Consider the following 17,926-nt stretch of genomic DNA (forward strand, 5'->3'; position numbering starts at 1 on the left):
GATAAATTTTTAGTAGGTAATAAAGATAAACATTGATTAATTACAGTATTATGAGGTACCATATTAATTTATGTTTTCGCTCCTTTGTAGAAAGTTTGTTAATGGGAACAAACCTTCATCTCTACAATAGGAGCTTTTTTTATGTTTGTCTACATATGCAAATTACTAATTTACAGTTTCTGTAAGCTGTGCAACGCTAGTGGGTCAGACCCCTTGTCCCAACAGCATAAGCGGGACAGAGGGTCTGACCCCCCTGTCCCGCTCAAGCTGCTTCAGAGTTATTTTTATTTGAATTTGCGCTGGTTTTCCAACCTAGCAGGAATAGAACAAACAAGATTACTAGAGTCACGATAGATGAAAGGATATTCGATTCAATTAAACGTACCAAGTTTCCAAGTACGATTCCAACTAAACCAAAGTCAGCATCTCCAAATGTTGTTCCTTCAAATCCTAACGATCCTAGAACTGGTAACAGTAATGCTGGTAAGAAGCTGATTAAAATACCATTAGCCATTGACCCTAGTATCGCACCTCTTCGCCCACCGGTAGCGTTACCAAAGACACCGGCTGCAGCACCTGTAAAGAAGTGTGGAACTAACCCAGGAACGATTACCTTAAGTCCGAGTAAAGGTAAGAAAAGCATACTAATCAAGCCTGCTACAAAACTAAATAAAAATCCAATGATGACAGCATTTCCAGCAAACGGGAAAATTGCCGGGCAATCTAATGCAGGTTTCGCATTAGGAACAATTTTATCCGCAACACCTTTAAACGCCGGGACAATTTCACCGAGCAGCATTCTTACACCAGCTAAAATAATATACACCCCGGCCGCGAATGTTAAACCTTGCATAAACGCAAACACAAGGAAGTTTTGCCCACCACTTAATTCCGACTCTATAAATGAAGGACCAGCAAATCCAGCAACTACGAAAAAGAGAATAATCATCGTTAGGGAAACTGCTACAGAAGTATCACGTAAGAAACCTAATGATTTCGGAACCTTAAGCTCTTCCGTTGATTTTGAATTTTTCCCTACTAATTTTCCAACCGCCGCTGACACGAAATAGCCGATAGAACCAAAATGACCAATAGCAAAATCATCAGACCCTGTCACTTTTCTAGTAAATGGCTGCAGCATCGCTGGAGATAATACCATTAAAGAACCAAGGATAATAGAACCAATAATAACTAATGATGTTCCGGTGATTCCTCCAGTTGTTAAAATTACCGCGATCATACAAGCCATAAACATGGTATGGTGACCAGTTAAAAAGATGTATTTAAATGGGGTAAACCTAGCTAAAATAATATTTACAATCATACCAAACAGCATAATCATTGCTGTTTCCGTACCAAAAGATTCCTGAGCTAAGGCAACGATTGCTTCATTGTTAGGGATAACACCTTCAACAGCAAATGCCTCATTAAACATGCTGCTAAATTGACCAAGTGCCAGTACAATTACATCTGCCCCGGCATTTAAAATTACAAACCCCATAATCGTCTTTAATGTTCCAGAAACTACATCAGCAAGGCTCTTTTTCTGAACAAGGAGACCTACTAAAGCAAATAGCCCTACCAAAATTGCAGGAGTCCCTAAAATATCTTTCATAATTAAATCAATCATCTGTACCCCTCCGTCCCATCAAATAAATTAAATGTTTTTCTCTAGTGCTTCACGCAATTCCTGTTTATCCATCAAATTTTTAAGCTTAACAATATTTTTCTTGCCATCTTCCAAATTACCTACAATATCCTCTGACCCTAGATACAAATCAGCAAGCTCCGTTTTTGCAGTAGATAAATCTGTGTGGGATACATCTGCCTCTTTACCTAAGTCCTTTAAGATTGAATTCACATTCATTTCTACGATCATACTGCTTCCTAACCCATTCCCACATACTACTAAGACCTTTTTCATTTTAAAAAACCTCCTAATATAATTTAATAGTTATTTATTAAATCAAGCACTTCATCTGTATTGGCTGAATCGATTAATCGTTGAACATTTTCTTCATCGGACAACATTTCAGTGAGCTGTGACAATGCCTTTAAATGTGTCTGATTATCAATTGCCGCAAGTACAATAATCAATTGTGCACGATGTTTTTCTTCATCTGAGAAATTAACAGATTCTTTTAATCGTAATAAACTCATTCCCAACCGTTGAACACCAGCTTCTGGCCGTGCATGGGGAAGAGCAATATTTGGTGCAATGACAACGTAAGGACCTAGCTCTTTCACGTTATCTATCATAGCTTGTACATATTCTTGGGTAATGCTAAGCTGTGTCACCAAAGGCTTGGCGGCTACTTTTATTGCCTCCTCCCAATTTGATACATGATCCTCTAGTTGAATGGTGCTTTCAGTAAGTAATTCTTTGAGCATTGGTTTCTTTAGCTCCTTTATCTGATGTCTTTGCTCTATATTCATTTTGGAAATGGCATCTATTAAATTTTGCCGGTCATGAATCGTTGCATAGTTTTCAATCACACGTATAATGTGTTCCGCTTCATCATATTCCTGATAATCACTCTGGAATAAATCATTTACCGTTTGCAGGATTTGTTCTTTATCCGTATTTGATAAAATGGCCGGAACATGAATAACCGGTATTTCGTTTTCTTTTATATAATTGGTGGAAAATATCACATCGGCATTAACACGATTTAGATTAAATTCTCTCATTGATTGAATTGCAACAACATCCAGGCCAGCAATTAACCCCTCAAGCTGTGTCTTTAGCATGTTTGAAGTTCCAATGCCATTCTCGCAAACAATAAGGGCCTTATACTTAAGGTCAACCTGCTTGTTCTCCTTTTTAAGCCAGCCACCAAAATGTAAAGCAATATAAGCCGTTTCTTCATCCGGTATGGACTTTCCTACATAGTATTCCAGATGCACGACTACCCGCTTAGTAAAATGATAGATTTCCGAATAATTTTCTTTAATGCTGGATACTAAATTACCAGACGTTTTCACATTGTATTTTAGACGGTAGTACGTCGGCTTAATATGTGCTATTAGATTATTTTCAAGCCCTCCTCTATCATCGAAAATGACACAGGCATACGTTTGAAAATCGGCAATCATACGCTGTGCCACTTTTCGCAAGCCTGACTTTTCGCGTTTTGAATAATAGCTGAAATCATCACGATGTACTTTTAAACCAAGTAGATTCATGGTCAAAAAACAAATTTCATCCGGCGGTATCATCACATGGAAATGTTCAGACAATCTCTTCATTATAAGATTGGCAGCTTTGTGATGTTCTGTTTCCTTCAGAACATTCTTTTCTTCCTGGTCAATTGTCACAAACTGCCCGGACCCCACCCGTTTGATGATGATTAACAATTCAATTGCCAACATCTCAATCATTTCATCTGTCAGCATTAGAAATAAACCATTTTCCGCTTGATTAATGAATTGAATGATTTTCTCTTTATCCGGAACGTATCCATTTTTCAAGAATTCTTTTGGTCCAAGCATCGTATAGATTTTTTCACGAATGGTTTTCCATTCCGAATCAAGCATAATAGTAGAAAACGCGTTGGACAGCAGTTTGCGCTTATCTTCCTCTTGCCCAACAACCCGATAGCCTTTAGACCTGGAATAATCCAGGAGCAATTCATAGGCTTTCAGCTGTTCTTTGACTTTTTTCAAATCCTTCACAATCGTTCCCCTGCTCATCTGTATGCTAGCTATGAAGGAATTCATTGTTAACATGGTATCTTCAGTCAAAAGTCTTACAATTAGTAATAAAATACGTTCGCTTTCTGAAAATTGATATACGTATTCATCAGTCAAATTATATTCCTGCAGATTAATTTGCTGTTTTAATGACTCCGGCAACCAAAAGCCCTGACCATGAATGTTTTGTATGGCATCAAAGCTCTGAGAAGCGAGCCAATCATTAATCTGGTCCAGATCATAATAAATAGTGCGCTTCGAAATGCCTAGGTTTTCAGTTAACTGTTTTGCATGTATCGGTTTAGATGATTGCAATAAAACGGATAATAAGTGTGCACGCCTTTTATCCAAAATCACTGAAGTATCCTCCCTGGAAGCAGATTGATTTTTGCAAAACTATACTTCTATATGATGAAACAACATCTATGGACCTAGTATAATCTTTTGAACTCAACATTGTAAGGGGTTTCTCTAGCCATATTTTGTAATAAATGGTTTTTGCAAAATTGCACAGATGTAACTGCGGGACAAGGGGTCAGGTCCCCTGTCCCGGGACAGGGGGTCAGACCCCTTGTCCCGCCATTGACCTTGTTCCTTTTGACACCGCACTGTTATAATCGAATTAAAAAATACTTTAGAAAATAAAGGAGATAAAAAATTGATTGAAGTCTATACAGATGGGGCATCAAGCGGCAATCCCGGCATTAGCGGCGCTGGAATTTACATAAAAACCAGCGGAAAAATATTTGAATACGCACTTCCTTTAGGGATGCTTTCCAATCATGAAGCTGAATTTCATGCTGTTATAAAAGCACTGGAAATTTGCAAGGAGAGTTTTCCTGGAGAAATACTGTCATTTCGTTCAGATTCTAAGCTTGTGGTTGATGTAATCGATAAAGACTTCACAAAAAATCAAACCTTTCTTCCCTTATTTGAAAAAATCAAGGAGGAAGCAAGCAACTTCCCCCACTTTTTTATCAAATGGATACCAGAAAAGAAGAACCATCATGCAGACCAGCTGGCAAGAAAAGCAATTCGCATGCAGTAGCGGGATAGAGGCATGGGGTGGGACAAGGGGTCTGACCCCATGTCCCATGACCCCATGTCCCACCACCCCGCCTATTGAAATGCTTTATTTTTTACTGTATTCCTCTCGATTTCTTCCATATTAATATCAAATCCGATTCCGGGTTTTTCTGGTACGTGCAATTCGCCATTTTCAACTATTACTTCCGGTTCAATAATATCCTTCTCCCAGTATCTTGATGAGGATGCTGTATCACCGGGCAGGTTAAAATTCTCAAGCGTTGTTATAGCAATATTATGCGCGCGGCCGATACCTGATTCAAGCATCCCGCCACACCATAGTGGTACATTTTCTTTCTCGCACAAATCATGAATACGTTTCGCCTGTGTCAGTCCGCCTACTCTGCCAACCTTCATATTAATTATTCTAGCACTTCCTAACTCAATCGCTTGTCTGGCATCCTCATACGAGTGAATACTTTCATCCAGACAGACAGGCGTTTCAAGTTGCTTCTGTAATTTAGCGTGGTCTATTAAATCTCCTGCCGTTAATGGCTGTTCAATCATCATTAAGTTAAATTCATCCATCGCTTTAAGTACTGCCAAATCGTTTAACGTATAGGCAGAATTTGCATCAGCCATCAATGGAATATCTGGGTAATTAGCGCGGATCTCCCGCAATACATCAATATCCTTCCCGGGCTTTATCTTTACTTTAATACGTTTATAGCCTTCTTCTACCTTTTCCTGAATTGACTCCAGTAATCTGTCCGTATTTTCCTCAATTCCAAGACTTATCCCAACTTGAATTTTTGACCTTACACCGCCAAGCAGCTTAGCTAGAGGCACTCCCTTTGATTTAGCATACAGATCCCATACCGCCGCTTCAAGCGCTGACTTAGCCATATTATTACGTTTATACATTGCAAACAATTCCTGTAAATCTTTCGGATGTTGAATTTCTCTTTTGACAACTGCAGGGATCAGAAATTTCTCTAGCATATACCAGCTGGACTCCGTAAATTCTTCGCTGTACAACGGTCTTTCCGAGGTTACGCATTCCCCCCAGCCTGAGAGACCATGTTCATCTATTGCTTCCACTAATAAAAATAATCGATCCTGTTCTGTCCCGAAACTAGTTGTAAACGGATTACGCATCCGCATATTCATTTTGTATAATTTTACGTGATCAATTTTCATAAACTAGCTTCCTCCTTTTTAAATCGGACCCCAATTCATCATCACTGCTATCGCTAAATATACCGAACCAATTGCAAACCAAATCAGTACTAATGGAAAAACATATTTAATCCATTTCGTCCATGGTATCCCCGCTATGGCGAGGTTTGCCATTAAAATACCGGAAATTGGTGTCACTACATTCGTAAAACCATCCCCCATTTTGTATGCCTGTACTGCTACCTGACGCGTAATGTCCATAATATCAGCAAGCGGGGTCATGATTGGCATTACAATAGCTGCTTGCCCACTGCCCGATGAAACAATTAGATTAAATACACCGTTTGCCACAAACATTACAATGGCACCAAGGACACTTGAAAATGGCTCCATCACTGCTGCCATGCCTTGAACAACTGTATCAAGGATTTGTCCTTCTTCTAAAATAACGACGATGGATCTAGCCATCCCGATAATTAATGCTCCATAAACGAGCCCCTTACAGCCATTGAAAAATTCCTCAACCAGCTTATTCGGGGTAATTTTAGCAATAATAGCTGTTCCAATTGCAATTACGATGAACATGGCTGCCATTTCATTCAATGACCATGCAAATTGAAAAACACCAAAAATGTAAATCGCAATACCAGCGGCTAACCAGGCAATGACCAATTTATGTGTAGCTGTTAATTCTGTTGGGGCAGCTTCCACACTTTTTTCATCATACTTCGGAAACCTATTATTACCTAAAACACTTTTTTCCGGGTTTTTCTTAATTTTGTTGGAGTACCACCATATATATAAAATAGTCGAAATAAGCACCGTTATATAAATCAGTATCCGAAAACCAATCCCTGAGAACAGAGGAACCTGTGCAATTTGCTGTGCCATACCGGTTGTCAATGGGTCTAGAAACGCAGTATTAAAGCCTGCATAAGCACCGAGATAAATAATGGATACCCCGACCACTGCATCCAGCTTCATAGAACGCGCTAAAATGATTCCAATCGGGATAAATGCGATAACAGCATTTACGATGATCCCTAATGCTCCAAAGATTGAAAATAACGTACATACAATAATGATCAGCAAATATTCCTTGTTTTTTGTCTTATTGATCGTTTTCATTATTAGGGCATCAATCGCACCAGTGTGTTCAATGACTGCAAATGCTCCGCCAATTATTAATACAAGGAATATCAATCCAGCTGAATCAATCATTCCCTGCTGTATCGCACGGAAAATTTCGATAAAGCTTGATGGCTGCTGTTCTGTAGCATGATAGCTATCAGGAACCACTGTTGTAATGCCATCTATCGTTTCCCTGTCAAAGCTTCCAGCGGGGATAAAGTAAGTTGCAATTGCTGCCAGGAGCAAGATAGCAAACAAAATTACATACGCGTCCGGCAATCCTATCTTCTTTTTTCCCTTTTGCGGCTTCTGTTCTTCGGTCATAGTTTCCCTCCTGTTTGATTAAAAATTCTAAAGATTTATAACTTGCGTCCAATTATAATAAAGGATATAATTTATTTCAAGAACAAATAATGCAAAAACTTTAAAAAGGTGAGAAAATGACCCCGGACTATTTAGTAAAAACAAAGGAGCACTTTCCAACATTAACAAAGGGACTGAAAAAAGTTGCAGATCATTTAATGAATGAGCCTGTAATTTTTGCGATACATCCCGCGAAAAAGGTAGGCAAAATCATAGGAGTCAGCGAAACAATGGTCATTCGATTGTGCAATACGATTGGCTATAGCGGGTATAGCCCACTGCAAAAGGAAGTGAGGAAGCATCTATTAGACTTATCCCAGCATTCAAATGAAGAATTAAATAAAGAGAATTACAGGGATAATCATTACGCAGAAAGCATGATAACCGATGTTACAACGATTAAGCACAATATCGAAAAAGCGGACACTAAAACGATGGATGCTATTGTAGAGACCATAACAAATAGTGATAAAATCGTGATTGCCGGCTACTATCACTCCTTTACATTCGCACACTGGCTTTATTTTAATTTGAACTACATTACAGGTAACGCCGCTTTGTACCGGCCGGAAACCGATGCTGGCTTACTCGATTTGCTGCCTGAAAAATCCAGTATAATCGTTTTTTCCTTTTACCGTTATGCACTTGATACATTGCGGCTAGCAGAAGAGGCAAAAAACAAAGGGATAAAAGTAGTTACGATTACAGATTCGCGGGTTGCACCTGTGACAGAGTTTGCCGACATTGTTGTACCGATAAACATGGTCAATAAAAGTTTATTTGACAAAGGACCCGTTACATTGTCCGTTATCAACGCTATTTTGCATGAAATTATTCAGCGTGTTGAAGAAAGAGAAAAAATCCATACAACATACAAATACTTCATAAAGGATGGCGAAGAATAATGAACGATGCAATTGAACAAAAAGTAAAAGATACCTTTCAGTACTTGCATGAGCACGCGGAAATAAGCTGGGAAGAGGTTGAAACTACTGCCTATATTCGAGAAATATTAGAGGATGCCGGCTGCAGTGTAACAACATTTAATGATTGCACCGGAGTTATAGGTGAATACGGAAATTTTAACAGCAACCTTCCAGTTGTAGGAATACGAGCAGATATTGACGCACTGTGGCAAGAGGTAAATGGGAAATTTCAAGCTAATCACTCTTGCGGCCATGATGCACACATGTCCATGGTTCTAGGTGTACTATGGATGCTGGAGCAATACCCTGAAATTAAAGACAAAATAGCCATTAAGTTTATTTTTCAGCCAGCCGAAGAAAAGGGTTCTGGTGCCTTAAAAATGGTTGAAAAGAAAGTAGTGGATAATGTTGATTATTTATTTGGTGTCCATTTAAGGCCCCATCAGGAAACAAAAATGGGACGCGCGACACCAGTCATCGTGCATGGTGCCACAAAAACTGTCCGTGTTGAGATAAAGGGAGAGGATGCACACGGAGCAAGACCGCATTTAAATCATAATGCAATTGAAATAGGTGCAGAAATTGTAAATATGCTTAGCAAAATCCATCTGGATCCGCGTGTCCCTTACTCTGTTAAAATGACATACTTTCATGCTGGGGGCAAAAGCGCCAACATTATTCCAGGCAATGCCTCCTTCTCATTAGATCTCAGGGCACAAAATAATGAGCTAATGAAAGAACTGGAAAATGCGGTAACAACTATTTTGGAATCAATTAAGGAATTATATCAGGTAGAATATCAAATAACGATGCACGGTATAGCAGCAGCAAAGACAAATAAAGAGGCTATCCGTATTATGGAAAAAGCAATTGAGGAAACGTTAGGTGCAGATAAAGTCGACCAGCCCTTGGTTACCCCAGGAGGTGATGATTTCCATTTCTACACCATTAAAAGACCAAACCTAAAAGCTACCATGCTCGGATTAGGATGTAATTTAAAGCCCGGCCTGCATCACCCGGAAATGACATTTAACAAAGACGCATTAATGAATGGAGTAACAATATTGTTCAAAGCCATTCTGAACATCTATGAAATCAACGAAACTAAATAGGAGTTGTGCGGGACAAGGGGTCAGACCCCTTGTCCCGCTTTTGTCATTAAAAAAACTAGGGCATCCTAGTTTCTTTTTTATGATTTCATCTCACTGATCATCCCGTGCACTTTTGTGACTTCCTCTTCGGGTACGATCAGATAATAAATCCCATCAATCTTCGTACCGGATCCTTTCACCTGATAGCTAACAAAATTCTTCCTTGTATCCTTATAGCCGGTCAGCAATTTTTTCATATCATCGAATTCCAAATTTGTTGTCATGTTATTCCCGAGAATATCAATCAAACCATTAATTTTCGTAACGGATGCCATGGAAGCACCTTGGTTAACAATTCCCTGTATTACTTGACGCTGCCGCTTCGTTCTGCCAAAATCGCCATTCGGATCCTGCTTGCGCATACGGACAAAATGCATCGTTTTGTCTCCATTCATTTCCACAGGTCCAATGTTAAAATCATATTTTCCATCGTTCCAGGCAATTTCATTATCGACAGAAATCGTACCAAGCTCATCAACTAGCTCCTGCAGCCCTTCCATATTCATACGCACATAATAATCAAGCTCAATATCCAAAAAGTTCTCCACCGTAGCAACAGACATGTCCGCTCCGCCAAATGCATAAGCATGATTGATCTTGTCAGCAGTCCCTCTTCCGACAATGGTTGTTCTAGTATCACGTGGTATACTGATAAGCTGCATTTTATCTTTAGTCGGATCAAGTGACAGCACCATTAATGCATCTGATCGCCCTCTATCATTGGCACGTTGGTCGACTCCTAACAACAGTATATTCAGAGGCTCCGTTGCTTTCACTTTTTTCTTCGTAGCATTATAGTCAATGGATTCGACAGGTTCATGCATCTTTTTGTTTACTGTCTCTTTTGCGTTGTTATAAACGGAAAAAGCATATGCACCAATACCTAATGCAAGCACCAGAATAATAGCAAGCGGTATCTTCAGCCAAAGCTTTCTCGATTTTTTCTTCCTGTCCGATCGTTTCATTGTAAGACCCCTCATAACTTATATATATCTATTCTTTAGCCCATGTCTAGTCTAGTTGCCTATTACTAATTTACTATATTAGTATACACGAAACACTCAACATTGAAAACTGCTAGTTAGAGGCAGGCTTCGTATCTGGGACAGGGAGCCGTGGCGGGACAAGGGGTCAGACCCCTTGTCCCGCCATCACCCCTTATCCCGCTAAAAATCCTCAAGCAATACTTTATCCGGGTCAACTAGGCTTGAGAACTTCCATGTCTTCCCTTCATCTTCGGAGGTGAATTTCGCTAGTACTTTGCCTCCTAGATAGTCCCCATTCTCTCCTTGATTGACTAGCATTGTTCCATAATCTTCGTTAAAAACAGGAGCCTCTGCCACGGTAAAAATTCCTTTGAACTCCTCGGGAATTGGGACTTCAATCTCTTCCCAGCTATCCCCGCCATCACCAGTTCGGTAAATCTCCGGTCGCGGTGGCTGATCTTCTATATTAACTGAGCCAAATGAAATAAATCCGATTTTATCATTAATGAATCCACCACCAGTAACTAACGAATATTCCTCTTCAACTGATCCTGCAAAGTACCATGACTTACCGCCATCATTCGTTTTATAAACAAAATTCCCTTCACTGGACATTGTACGGCCGCCTGACACGATAAGATACCCATCCTTCTCAGAAGAAAAACCTAACAATCTCATTCGAACACCCTGTATCTGGTCAGTTACTACTACATCATCCCATGATTCCCCTTGATCATTTGAAAACAGCAGCCGCAAATTCCGGTTACCACCTGTAACGAAAGCTGTTCTCTCCGGACTAATGACATAGCTTCCCTCAATTAGGTATTGTTCAGATCCGTTATATTCTCCTCCGAATAATTCATCGACCGAAACCGGCACCTTCACCCAATCAGTGCCATTGTCATACGTCACTTTTAATGTACTATCAACAATTTTATAGCGGTTATTATCATTCAGCTGTTCAATCCCCGCTTCCTTTCGATACTCTTCCATACTTTGAACAGGCGGCAGACCAATTTTTATATCTGAAGATGGCTCAATTTTTTCAAGTCTATAAAACCGCTCGCCTTCCTTCTTTACATGCAGCTTCCAGACAATACCGTCAACAGCCTCTTCCTCCAGCTGAATCTGGAAAACTACAGCAGCGACAAACTCCTTCTCATCTCCCTCCAGTACATGAAATCTAGTATAAGAGGCATCGGTTATTTGACCATTTGCTTCAAGTTCTCCCATCAAATCAAACCATAACCGATAAGCAATTGTTTGTAATTTCGTATCATATTCCGTTATTTCCGTCGTTATCGGTAAACTATTATTTATTTCTTCCACGTCCAGCTCCACCGCCTGCTTCTCATCTGAACTTTCCTTTTTAGCAGTCGGGTGCTCCTGCTTACTGTCCAAATCAGCAGAATCTTTATTTGTTTGACCACCACATGCTGTTAAAACCAGACAAAATAATATAGTTAGGCTCCACAAAATGTTTTTCATAATATATACGCCTTTCTCAAATTCACTTTAATGATTTAGAAAATTTATACAAACTTTCATCTACTAAATTCTATCATAATAACTGATCAAAAAAATAGGAATCAGGCAACACCATAAATAGAAAATTAGCATGTATTCAGACAATAATTCTACAGTTTCTGACTTCGATAACTAATGTAATTAAGAGATTCAGTTCAGCAGTTCAGTAAAAAGGGGAAAATTTAAAAGAAGCCCGTGGGAATTTATAACTCCATGGGCTTCTCTTGATTTTTGTACGATAATCCTATGATCTAGCACATTCTAAACAAAATATAATCTATCTTATCATCAACCTCTGATGTATCTGGCATCATCGCCAAACCATTTAAACAATTTTTCACGTAACTTGTATCTGACTTCATCATCAATATAATACAAACTAGTTAGTTCTGTAATTTTCCCCACTTTGCACATAATACTATTTCACAAGCAGGGTACTAATATCTATTAAACAACACTGCCAACCATCATTATCAGACTCCGTATGTACCGATAAACGTCAGGAATCGTTTCTGCATCAAATGTAATCGATGTAAAATTATTTCTCTTTACAACTGGAAGAATTTCAGCAGCATCCGCTTGCCCTGAATGTATAAATGAGATTTCTACTTCAAACGGGCCATCGATAATAAAAGGATTTATTTTATTAGTATTTTTAATTCCTTCTATCGTCTTTAATTTAATGGTTTCGTGTGATCTTTGAATACTTACATTTTGAGCTGCTGTCCTATTGATAGTATGCTTTACAACAGCTGTTTCTATAGAAGGGATTAATGCAGCTGCCTCCCTGCTTAACAAATCACACCCACTTGCCATTACAACAGGAACACCGTAGTAACCTGCTAATGCCGCATTCAATCCAAACTCTCCATATTCATTACCATTAACTCTTATAGTTTGTATAACTCGTCCATGAAATGTATGATTTAATATTCCATTTGTACCCATTCTTGTATGATAACCAACAAAAATAGCAGCATCGAACTTTTCATTAAGCCCTTCCACCATCGCATACTTTTTCGGTGAACCCGAAATAAGATCTGCATTGGGATTAAGTTGCTCAAGCAAAACATTTCTCATTGTCCCATGGGAGTCATTCACAACAATTTCCGATGCACCGACTTCTAAAGCACCTTCTATACAAGCATTAATTTCTTGAGTCATATACATTCTGGCTTTTTCATGTTCTTTCCCATCTCGTGCAGTATGTTCTGAATGAATTACCCCAGAAATCCCTTCAATATCAGCAGAAATATATAGTTTCAGCCTAAACCCCTCCGAATAAAAAGATAATTATTAAACATTGAATCCAGTTTTGTAAAATTCTCTAAGAAACTCTTCTCCCTGTCGTGAAATCGTTGAACCAGCTCTACCCTGCCTTACTATTATCAGGCCCAAATCTTGGAGTACCTCAAGCCTCATTCGTAATTGCTGCTCCGAAAGAATTAATCCTTTTTTCTCTAAATATACCTTTAATGCCTTTCTGCCATAAGAAATACGTTCTTTTTTGCCTTCATAAAAAGCATCAAGTATTTTTATGTTTTCATCTAGAAACCCATGTTTTTCAATCTCGGCAATAATTTTATTAACGTTATTATTAGCTTCAAAAACAGTATTAAATTTTTGTTGATCATAGTTAGAACGGAGGTGAAAAGGTAACGATTCAATGCCAATATGATCCCCATTCAAAAATGCTAAATACGTGATAACATTATAAAGATGCTTTACATTGTTATCCCAATTGTATTCCTTAAAGAATTCTATAACCTCATTTGTAAATTCAATATCATTTCGTTTTATTCTCTTTTTGACGTTATGGATCAATGGCAGCAGATCGTCCTTCCGTTCGGATAAAGCCGGGATATTAAGTGAGTATTTAGCTAATAATTCATAAAGATCACGACGAAACAATTCTTTTTCAACAAGTTTTTTACAACTTATGGAGCTTGTTGTAATCACTCTGCAGTGAAAAGAATGTAACTCACTGCCTGATAAACGTCTAAACTTTCCTTTTTCAAGAACGTGAAAAAGCTGTTTCTGAATGGATAAAGGAAGTTCTCCAATTTCTTCTATACAAACAGTTCCATTTTCAGCAAGTTCAAATAGGCCATAGGATATTTCCTCACCCTCCTCCGAACCAAACAATAATTTTTCAATAGTATTAAAATCGCTTGAAGAACAATTAATAGAAATAAATGACCGTTCTGCATTAGTGGAATAATTATGAATCGCTTGTGCAAACATACTTTTTCCTGTACCCGGTTCACCTTCTATATGAATATGTATAGCATGACTATCCTCAGAATAGCATTTCGCAAGCTGTACTGTTTCCTTCATTGATTTACTGACAGAAATGATATCTTCAAAATAATATTGAGCTACATTTCTTATATCCTTATTGCTTTGTATTTCTTCTTTATTACGACCCGATAGCGAAACGCATGCTTTGAAATAACGTTTAACAATTTGCGATATTGGATAATTTATATCCAGCAACTTCACGATTTTCTCAAAAGTACTAATGTCTAATAATCTTGGTCCTATGTCAATTACATTCGTTAATCCCCTAGGCAAAAGCTGACGCTCACCAGGTGTAACGATATAATTGATTGATTGAGGTATATTATCTTCAGGTGTATAGGCTACATAGTTATGTTCAAAGATCGTTTCACGGAGAGATTGAACTGTTTCTTCCGCGTTCATTTTATTATCATTTACTACTAAAAGTTCTTGGCCAGGCGGGAGATTTAATAACTTTTTCGTGTTCATATAGTTAATATCACGTTTTGCAACAATACAAGGACAATCATTAGGAATTAGCTGCGTAACTAAACCCTTGATTTGACTACTTGAAATAACAACCATATCACCACTTTTGACAGTATCACTTTGCAGATCCTTCACTGTTATCGGATGAATATTTATTGTATCACCAAGTACTTCTTTTATTTGCTTTGTGATGATGTCTAAATACCTTTCTTGAATGGCAATTATATTTACATTTCTAGCTTTCATTTCCTACAGCTCCTGAATCTATCGTTGATTGATTTTCTGACTTATACGAGATGACAAGACACAGAATGTCCTTCACCGATTTGACGTAATTTCGGCACCTCCTGTTTACAGATTTCTGTTGCAAGGGGACAACGTGTATGAAACGTACAGCCACTTGGCGGATTAGCTGGACTTGGAATATCGCCATTTAAAATGATCCGTTCACGTTTTAATTTAGGATCAGGAATCGGCACTGCTGACAGTAATGCTTTTGTATATGGATGCTGTCCATTTTTGTATAACGTTTCTTTATCAGCAATTTCTACTATCTTCCCTAAATACATAACACCGACTCGATCGCTAATATGTTCCACTACACTTAAGTCATGTGCTATAAAAAGATATGTTAAATTAAACGATTTCTGCAGATCCTTTAGTAAATTCAAAATTTGTGATTGGATGGAAACATCAAGAGCCGAAACAGGCTCATCGGCAATAATTAATTTCGGATTAATTGCCAACGCCCGTGCAATTCCAATTCGCTGCCTTTGTCCCCCGCTGAATTGATGTGGATACCGATCGGCATGATAAGCACTTAGACCTACGATTTCCAATAACTCTGTAATTCGATTCATTCGGTCCCCTTTATTATAACCATGTATGATTAGCGGTTCATTAATAATATCTCTTATTTTCATTCTAGGGTTCAATGAAGCATAAGGATCCTGGAAAATCATCTGAAAGTTTTCGCGTGTGTTACGTATTTGGTTATTAGTTAAATTACTAATTTGGTTACCTTCAAAATAAATCTGTCCCTCAGTCAGTTCCAGCAAACTCATAATTAAACGACCTGTAGTAGATTTTCCGCATCCACTCTCCCCAACAAGGCCTAAAGTCTCACCTTTATTTATTGTAAATGATACATCATCAACCGCCTTAATAAAAGAGCGCTTTCTTCCAAGTACCCCTTTTTTAACCGGGAAATATTTTTTTATATTTTTTACTTCAACTAAGGGTGCTGCCATACTTACACCTCCAATATTTTCTCTTGATCTTGATATAGCCAGCATCTGCAAGTGTGGTTTCCGTTAGTTGCAAGCAAGCTTGGATCCTTTTTCCAACAGACATCCATGGCAAATTCACAGCGAGGGGCGAATTTACATCCTTTAGGCATATTAGCAGGTGTTGGTACATTCCCTGGAATAGAGTCCAATTTTTCCAGATCTTGGCCAAGCTTCGGTACAGAACCTAATAATCCTTTTGTATAAGGGTGTTTTGGATTTTCAAATATGGATAGCACATCTGCTTCCTCTACAACCTCACCCGCATACATAACTACCACCCGATCACACATTTCTGCAACAACACCAAGGTCATGTGTAATAAGCATAATTGATCTTTCACTTTCATCACGTAACTTTCGCATGAGATCAAGAATTTGAGCTTGTATGGTTACATCTAATGCAGTAGTGGGTTCATCGGCAATTAACAGTTTAGGGTTGCAAGCCATTGCCATTGCAATCATCACACGCTGGCGCATCCCGCCTGACAATTGATGGGGATATTCATTAACAACATCCTCTGCACGCGGAAGTCCGACCAGCTTTAACATATTGACCGCATGATTACGTGCTTCTTTTTTATCATAATGCAGGTGCAATTTAATTACTTCTTCCAGTTGCTTTCCAATTTTGTACACTGGATTTAACGATGTCATTGGTTCTTGGAAAATCATCGCTATTTCATTACCCCGAATCATTCGCATTTCTTTTTCACTCAGGTCTAATAGACTTTTACCTTCAAACGTGATTGAACCATCAACGATTTCACCTGGAGTGTCATGTAATAGACGCATTACGGATAATGAGGTAACACTCTTCCCACAGCCTGATTCTCCAACAACACCTACAGTCTCTCCTTTATTAACCGTTATCGTAACACCATCAACAGCTTTTACAACACCATCATCACCATGAAAATATGTTTTCAAATTTGTAATTTCCAGCATTTTTTCAGTCACATCGAAATCTCCCTTCTTAGAAATCTAATCTTTTATTTTCGGATCTAGTGTATCTCGTAATCCGTCACCTAGAAGGTTAAAAGCAAGCACCGTCAAAAAGATTGCAAGTCCTGGATAAAATGTAACATGGGGACTTGTACTTAGATAATCCCTTCCATTACTTAACATGGCGCCCCATTCCGGAGTTGGCGGTTGAGCACCTAAACCAAGAAAACTCAAACTAGCAGCAGTTAATATCGCAGTCCCTATTCTCATCGTAAAATTAACAATAATACTAGATGCTGTTCCTGGAAAGATATGCTTCCAAATGAGTCTTCCATTTTTCGCACCGATCGATTTTGTTGCTTCTACGTAAACGGTTGATTTAACAGAAAGAGCACTGCCGCGAACGATTCTGGCAAAGTTGGGTATATTAAAAATGGAAATTGCGATGATTACATTTCCAAGACCTGGACCTAATATCGCAATAATTCCAATAGCTAATAATATTCCAGGAAAAGCAAACAATACATCACAAATTCGCATGATGATACTATCTACCCATCTCCCATAAAATGCACTGATTAATCCCAGGACAGTACCTACAACAGCACCTAACAGAACGGAAATTGTACCTACAAACAATGAAATTCTAGTACCTACTATGATTCTGCTAAAAATATCTCTTCCAAAAGCATCTGTTCCTGCTAAATGCTCCCATGAGGATCCCTGCAATACATTTACATAATCGGGTTCTTCAGATGAATATGGTGCAATAGCAGGACCAAATATCGCAATAATTATCAATAGAAATACGAAAATACCCGACACCATTGCAAGGCGTTGTTTTTTAAACTTCTTCCAAAACTCCTTGATTGGCGAACTTTTTTCTACACTTTCTGAACTTAACGTCACTTTAGCTGCTACTTCCGCGGTTTCAGGATTAGCCAT

Annotated in this window: 15 protein-coding genes; 3 read left to right on the top strand and 12 right to left on the bottom strand. The window is 38.5% G+C overall.

All coding sequences use genetic code 11. The features are described 5' to 3' along the window. Positions 1-262: 262 nt before the first annotated feature. The 3 genes from ulaA to IEV74_RS12945 are packed head-to-tail and all read right to left on the bottom strand — an operon-like array spanning position 263 to position 4,050. On the bottom strand, positions 263-1,630 hold the full coding sequence (ulaA, locus tag IEV74_RS12935) for a PTS ascorbate transporter subunit IIC (RefSeq protein WP_188455793.1): 1,368 nt from the start codon (positions 1,628-1,630) through the stop codon (positions 263-265). 27 nt (positions 1,631-1,657) lie between these two features. Beyond that, positions 1,658-1,924, bottom strand: a complete 267-nt coding sequence (locus IEV74_RS12940; protein ID WP_188455794.1) for a PTS sugar transporter subunit IIB — start codon at positions 1,922-1,924, stop codon at positions 1,658-1,660. 23 nt (positions 1,925-1,947) lie between these two features. Continuing rightward, complete coding sequence (locus tag IEV74_RS12945; RefSeq protein ID WP_188455795.1) at positions 1,948-4,050, bottom strand: BglG family transcription antiterminator; 2,103 nt, start codon at positions 4,048-4,050, stop codon at positions 1,948-1,950. Positions 4,051-4,351: 301 nt separating this feature from the next. Here IEV74_RS12945 and IEV74_RS12950 point away from each other — a divergent pair, with 301 nt between their 5' ends. Then, positions 4,352-4,741 (top strand): ribonuclease HI family protein, encoded by a 390-nt coding sequence (locus IEV74_RS12950; protein WP_188455796.1) that lies wholly within the window; start codon positions 4,352-4,354, stop codon positions 4,739-4,741. Between the two features lie 71 nt (positions 4,742-4,812). On the opposite strand, the gene menC is transcribed toward IEV74_RS12950, so the two are convergent. Both menC and IEV74_RS12960 read right to left on the bottom strand, forming a co-directional pair. Next, positions 4,813-5,919 (bottom strand): o-succinylbenzoate synthase, encoded by a 1,107-nt coding sequence (gene menC / locus IEV74_RS12955; RefSeq protein WP_188455797.1) that lies wholly within the window; start codon positions 5,917-5,919, stop codon positions 4,813-4,815. Positions 5,920-5,937: 18 nt separating this feature from the next. Then, entirely contained in the window at positions 5,938-7,353 is a 1,416-nt protein-coding gene (locus IEV74_RS12960; RefSeq protein WP_188455798.1) for a YfcC family protein, read from the bottom strand. Positions 7,354-7,469: 116 nt separating this feature from the next. Between IEV74_RS12960 and IEV74_RS12965 the strand changes: the two genes are divergently transcribed. Then, positions 7,470-8,297, top strand: a complete 828-nt coding sequence (locus IEV74_RS12965) for a MurR/RpiR family transcriptional regulator (RefSeq protein ID WP_188455799.1) — start codon at positions 7,470-7,472, stop codon at positions 8,295-8,297. Further along, on the top strand, positions 8,297-9,430 hold the full coding sequence (locus tag IEV74_RS12970; protein ID WP_188455800.1) for a M20 peptidase aminoacylase family protein: 1,134 nt from the start codon (positions 8,297-8,299) through the stop codon (positions 9,428-9,430). Before IEV74_RS12965 ends, IEV74_RS12970 begins: the two co-directional genes overlap by 1 nt. Positions 9,431-9,507: 77 nt before the next feature. Here the strand turns inward: IEV74_RS12970 and IEV74_RS12975 are convergent, their stop codons facing one another. From IEV74_RS12975 to IEV74_RS13005, 7 genes are all read right to left on the bottom strand, one after another. Continuing rightward, positions 9,508-10,434 (bottom strand): LCP family glycopolymer transferase, encoded by a 927-nt coding sequence (locus IEV74_RS12975; protein WP_188455801.1) that lies wholly within the window; start codon positions 10,432-10,434, stop codon positions 9,508-9,510. Positions 10,435-10,635: 201 nt separating this feature from the next. Beyond that, on the bottom strand, positions 10,636-11,943 hold the full coding sequence (locus tag IEV74_RS12980) for a WD40/YVTN/BNR-like repeat-containing protein (RefSeq protein WP_188455802.1): 1,308 nt from the start codon (positions 11,941-11,943) through the stop codon (positions 10,636-10,638). Between the two features lie 486 nt (positions 11,944-12,429). Further along, positions 12,430-13,248: a M55 family metallopeptidase gene (locus IEV74_RS12985; protein WP_188455902.1), complete on the bottom strand. Its 819-nt coding sequence runs from the start codon at positions 13,246-13,248 to the stop codon at positions 12,430-12,432. 30 nt (positions 13,249-13,278) lie between these two features. After that, complete coding sequence (locus IEV74_RS12990; RefSeq protein ID WP_188455803.1) at positions 13,279-14,997, bottom strand: sigma 54-interacting transcriptional regulator; 1,719 nt, start codon at positions 14,995-14,997, stop codon at positions 13,279-13,281. A 41-nt stretch (positions 14,998-15,038) separates the two neighbouring features. Beyond that, positions 15,039-16,001: an ABC transporter ATP-binding protein gene (locus IEV74_RS12995; RefSeq protein WP_188455804.1), complete on the bottom strand. Its 963-nt coding sequence runs from the start codon at positions 15,999-16,001 to the stop codon at positions 15,039-15,041. Positions 16,002-16,003: 2 nt separating this feature from the next. Then, the gene (locus IEV74_RS13000; protein WP_308418996.1) at positions 16,004-16,996 is read right to left on the bottom strand and encodes an ABC transporter ATP-binding protein; all 993 of its coding nucleotides are present in this window, start codon (positions 16,994-16,996) and stop codon (positions 16,004-16,006) included. 24 nt (positions 16,997-17,020) lie between these two features. Further along, positions 17,021-17,926, bottom strand: coding sequence for an ABC transporter permease subunit (locus IEV74_RS13005; RefSeq protein WP_188455805.1), 906 nt, complete (start codon positions 17,924-17,926; stop codon positions 17,021-17,023).

Origin of the sequence: Virgibacillus oceani, assembly GCF_014638995.1 — a bacterium.
In the GTDB taxonomy this organism is placed as follows: domain Bacteria; phylum Bacillota; class Bacilli; order Bacillales; family Amphibacillaceae; genus Virgibacillus_E; species Virgibacillus_E oceani.

Bases quoted from the DNA above. Each gene is read 5' to 3' on its own strand.
- ulaA (WP_188455793.1), bottom strand. From the start codon at position 1,630: ATGATTGATTTAATTATGAAAGATATTTTAGGGACTCCTGCAATTTTG.
- IEV74_RS12940 (WP_188455794.1), bottom strand. From the start codon at position 1,924: ATGAAAAAGGTCTTAGTAGTATGTGGGAATGGGTTAGGAAGCAGTATG.
- menC (WP_188455797.1), bottom strand. From the start codon at position 5,919: ATGAAAATTGATCACGTAAAATTATACAAAATGAATATGCGGATGCGT.
- IEV74_RS12960 (WP_188455798.1), bottom strand. From the start codon at position 7,353: ATGACCGAAGAACAGAAGCCGCAAAAGGGAAAAAAGAAGATAGGATTG.
- IEV74_RS12965 (WP_188455799.1), top strand. From the start codon at position 7,470: ATGACCCCGGACTATTTAGTAAAAACAAAGGAGCACTTTCCAACATTA.
- IEV74_RS12970 (WP_188455800.1), top strand. From the start codon at position 8,297: ATGAACGATGCAATTGAACAAAAAGTAAAAGATACCTTTCAGTACTTG.
- IEV74_RS12975 (WP_188455801.1), bottom strand. From the start codon at position 10,434: ATGAAACGATCGGACAGGAAGAAAAAATCGAGAAAGCTTTGGCTGAAG.
- IEV74_RS12980 (WP_188455802.1), bottom strand. From the start codon at position 11,943: ATGAAAAACATTTTGTGGAGCCTAACTATATTATTTTGTCTGGTTTTA.
- IEV74_RS12990 (WP_188455803.1), bottom strand. From the start codon at position 14,997: ATGAAAGCTAGAAATGTAAATATAATTGCCATTCAAGAAAGGTATTTA.
- IEV74_RS12995 (WP_188455804.1), bottom strand. From the start codon at position 16,001: ATGGCAGCACCCTTAGTTGAAGTAAAAAATATAAAAAAATATTTCCCG.
- IEV74_RS13005 (WP_188455805.1), bottom strand. From the start codon at position 17,926: ATGGCTAATCCTGAAACCGCGGAAGTAGCAGCTAAAGTGACGTTAAGT.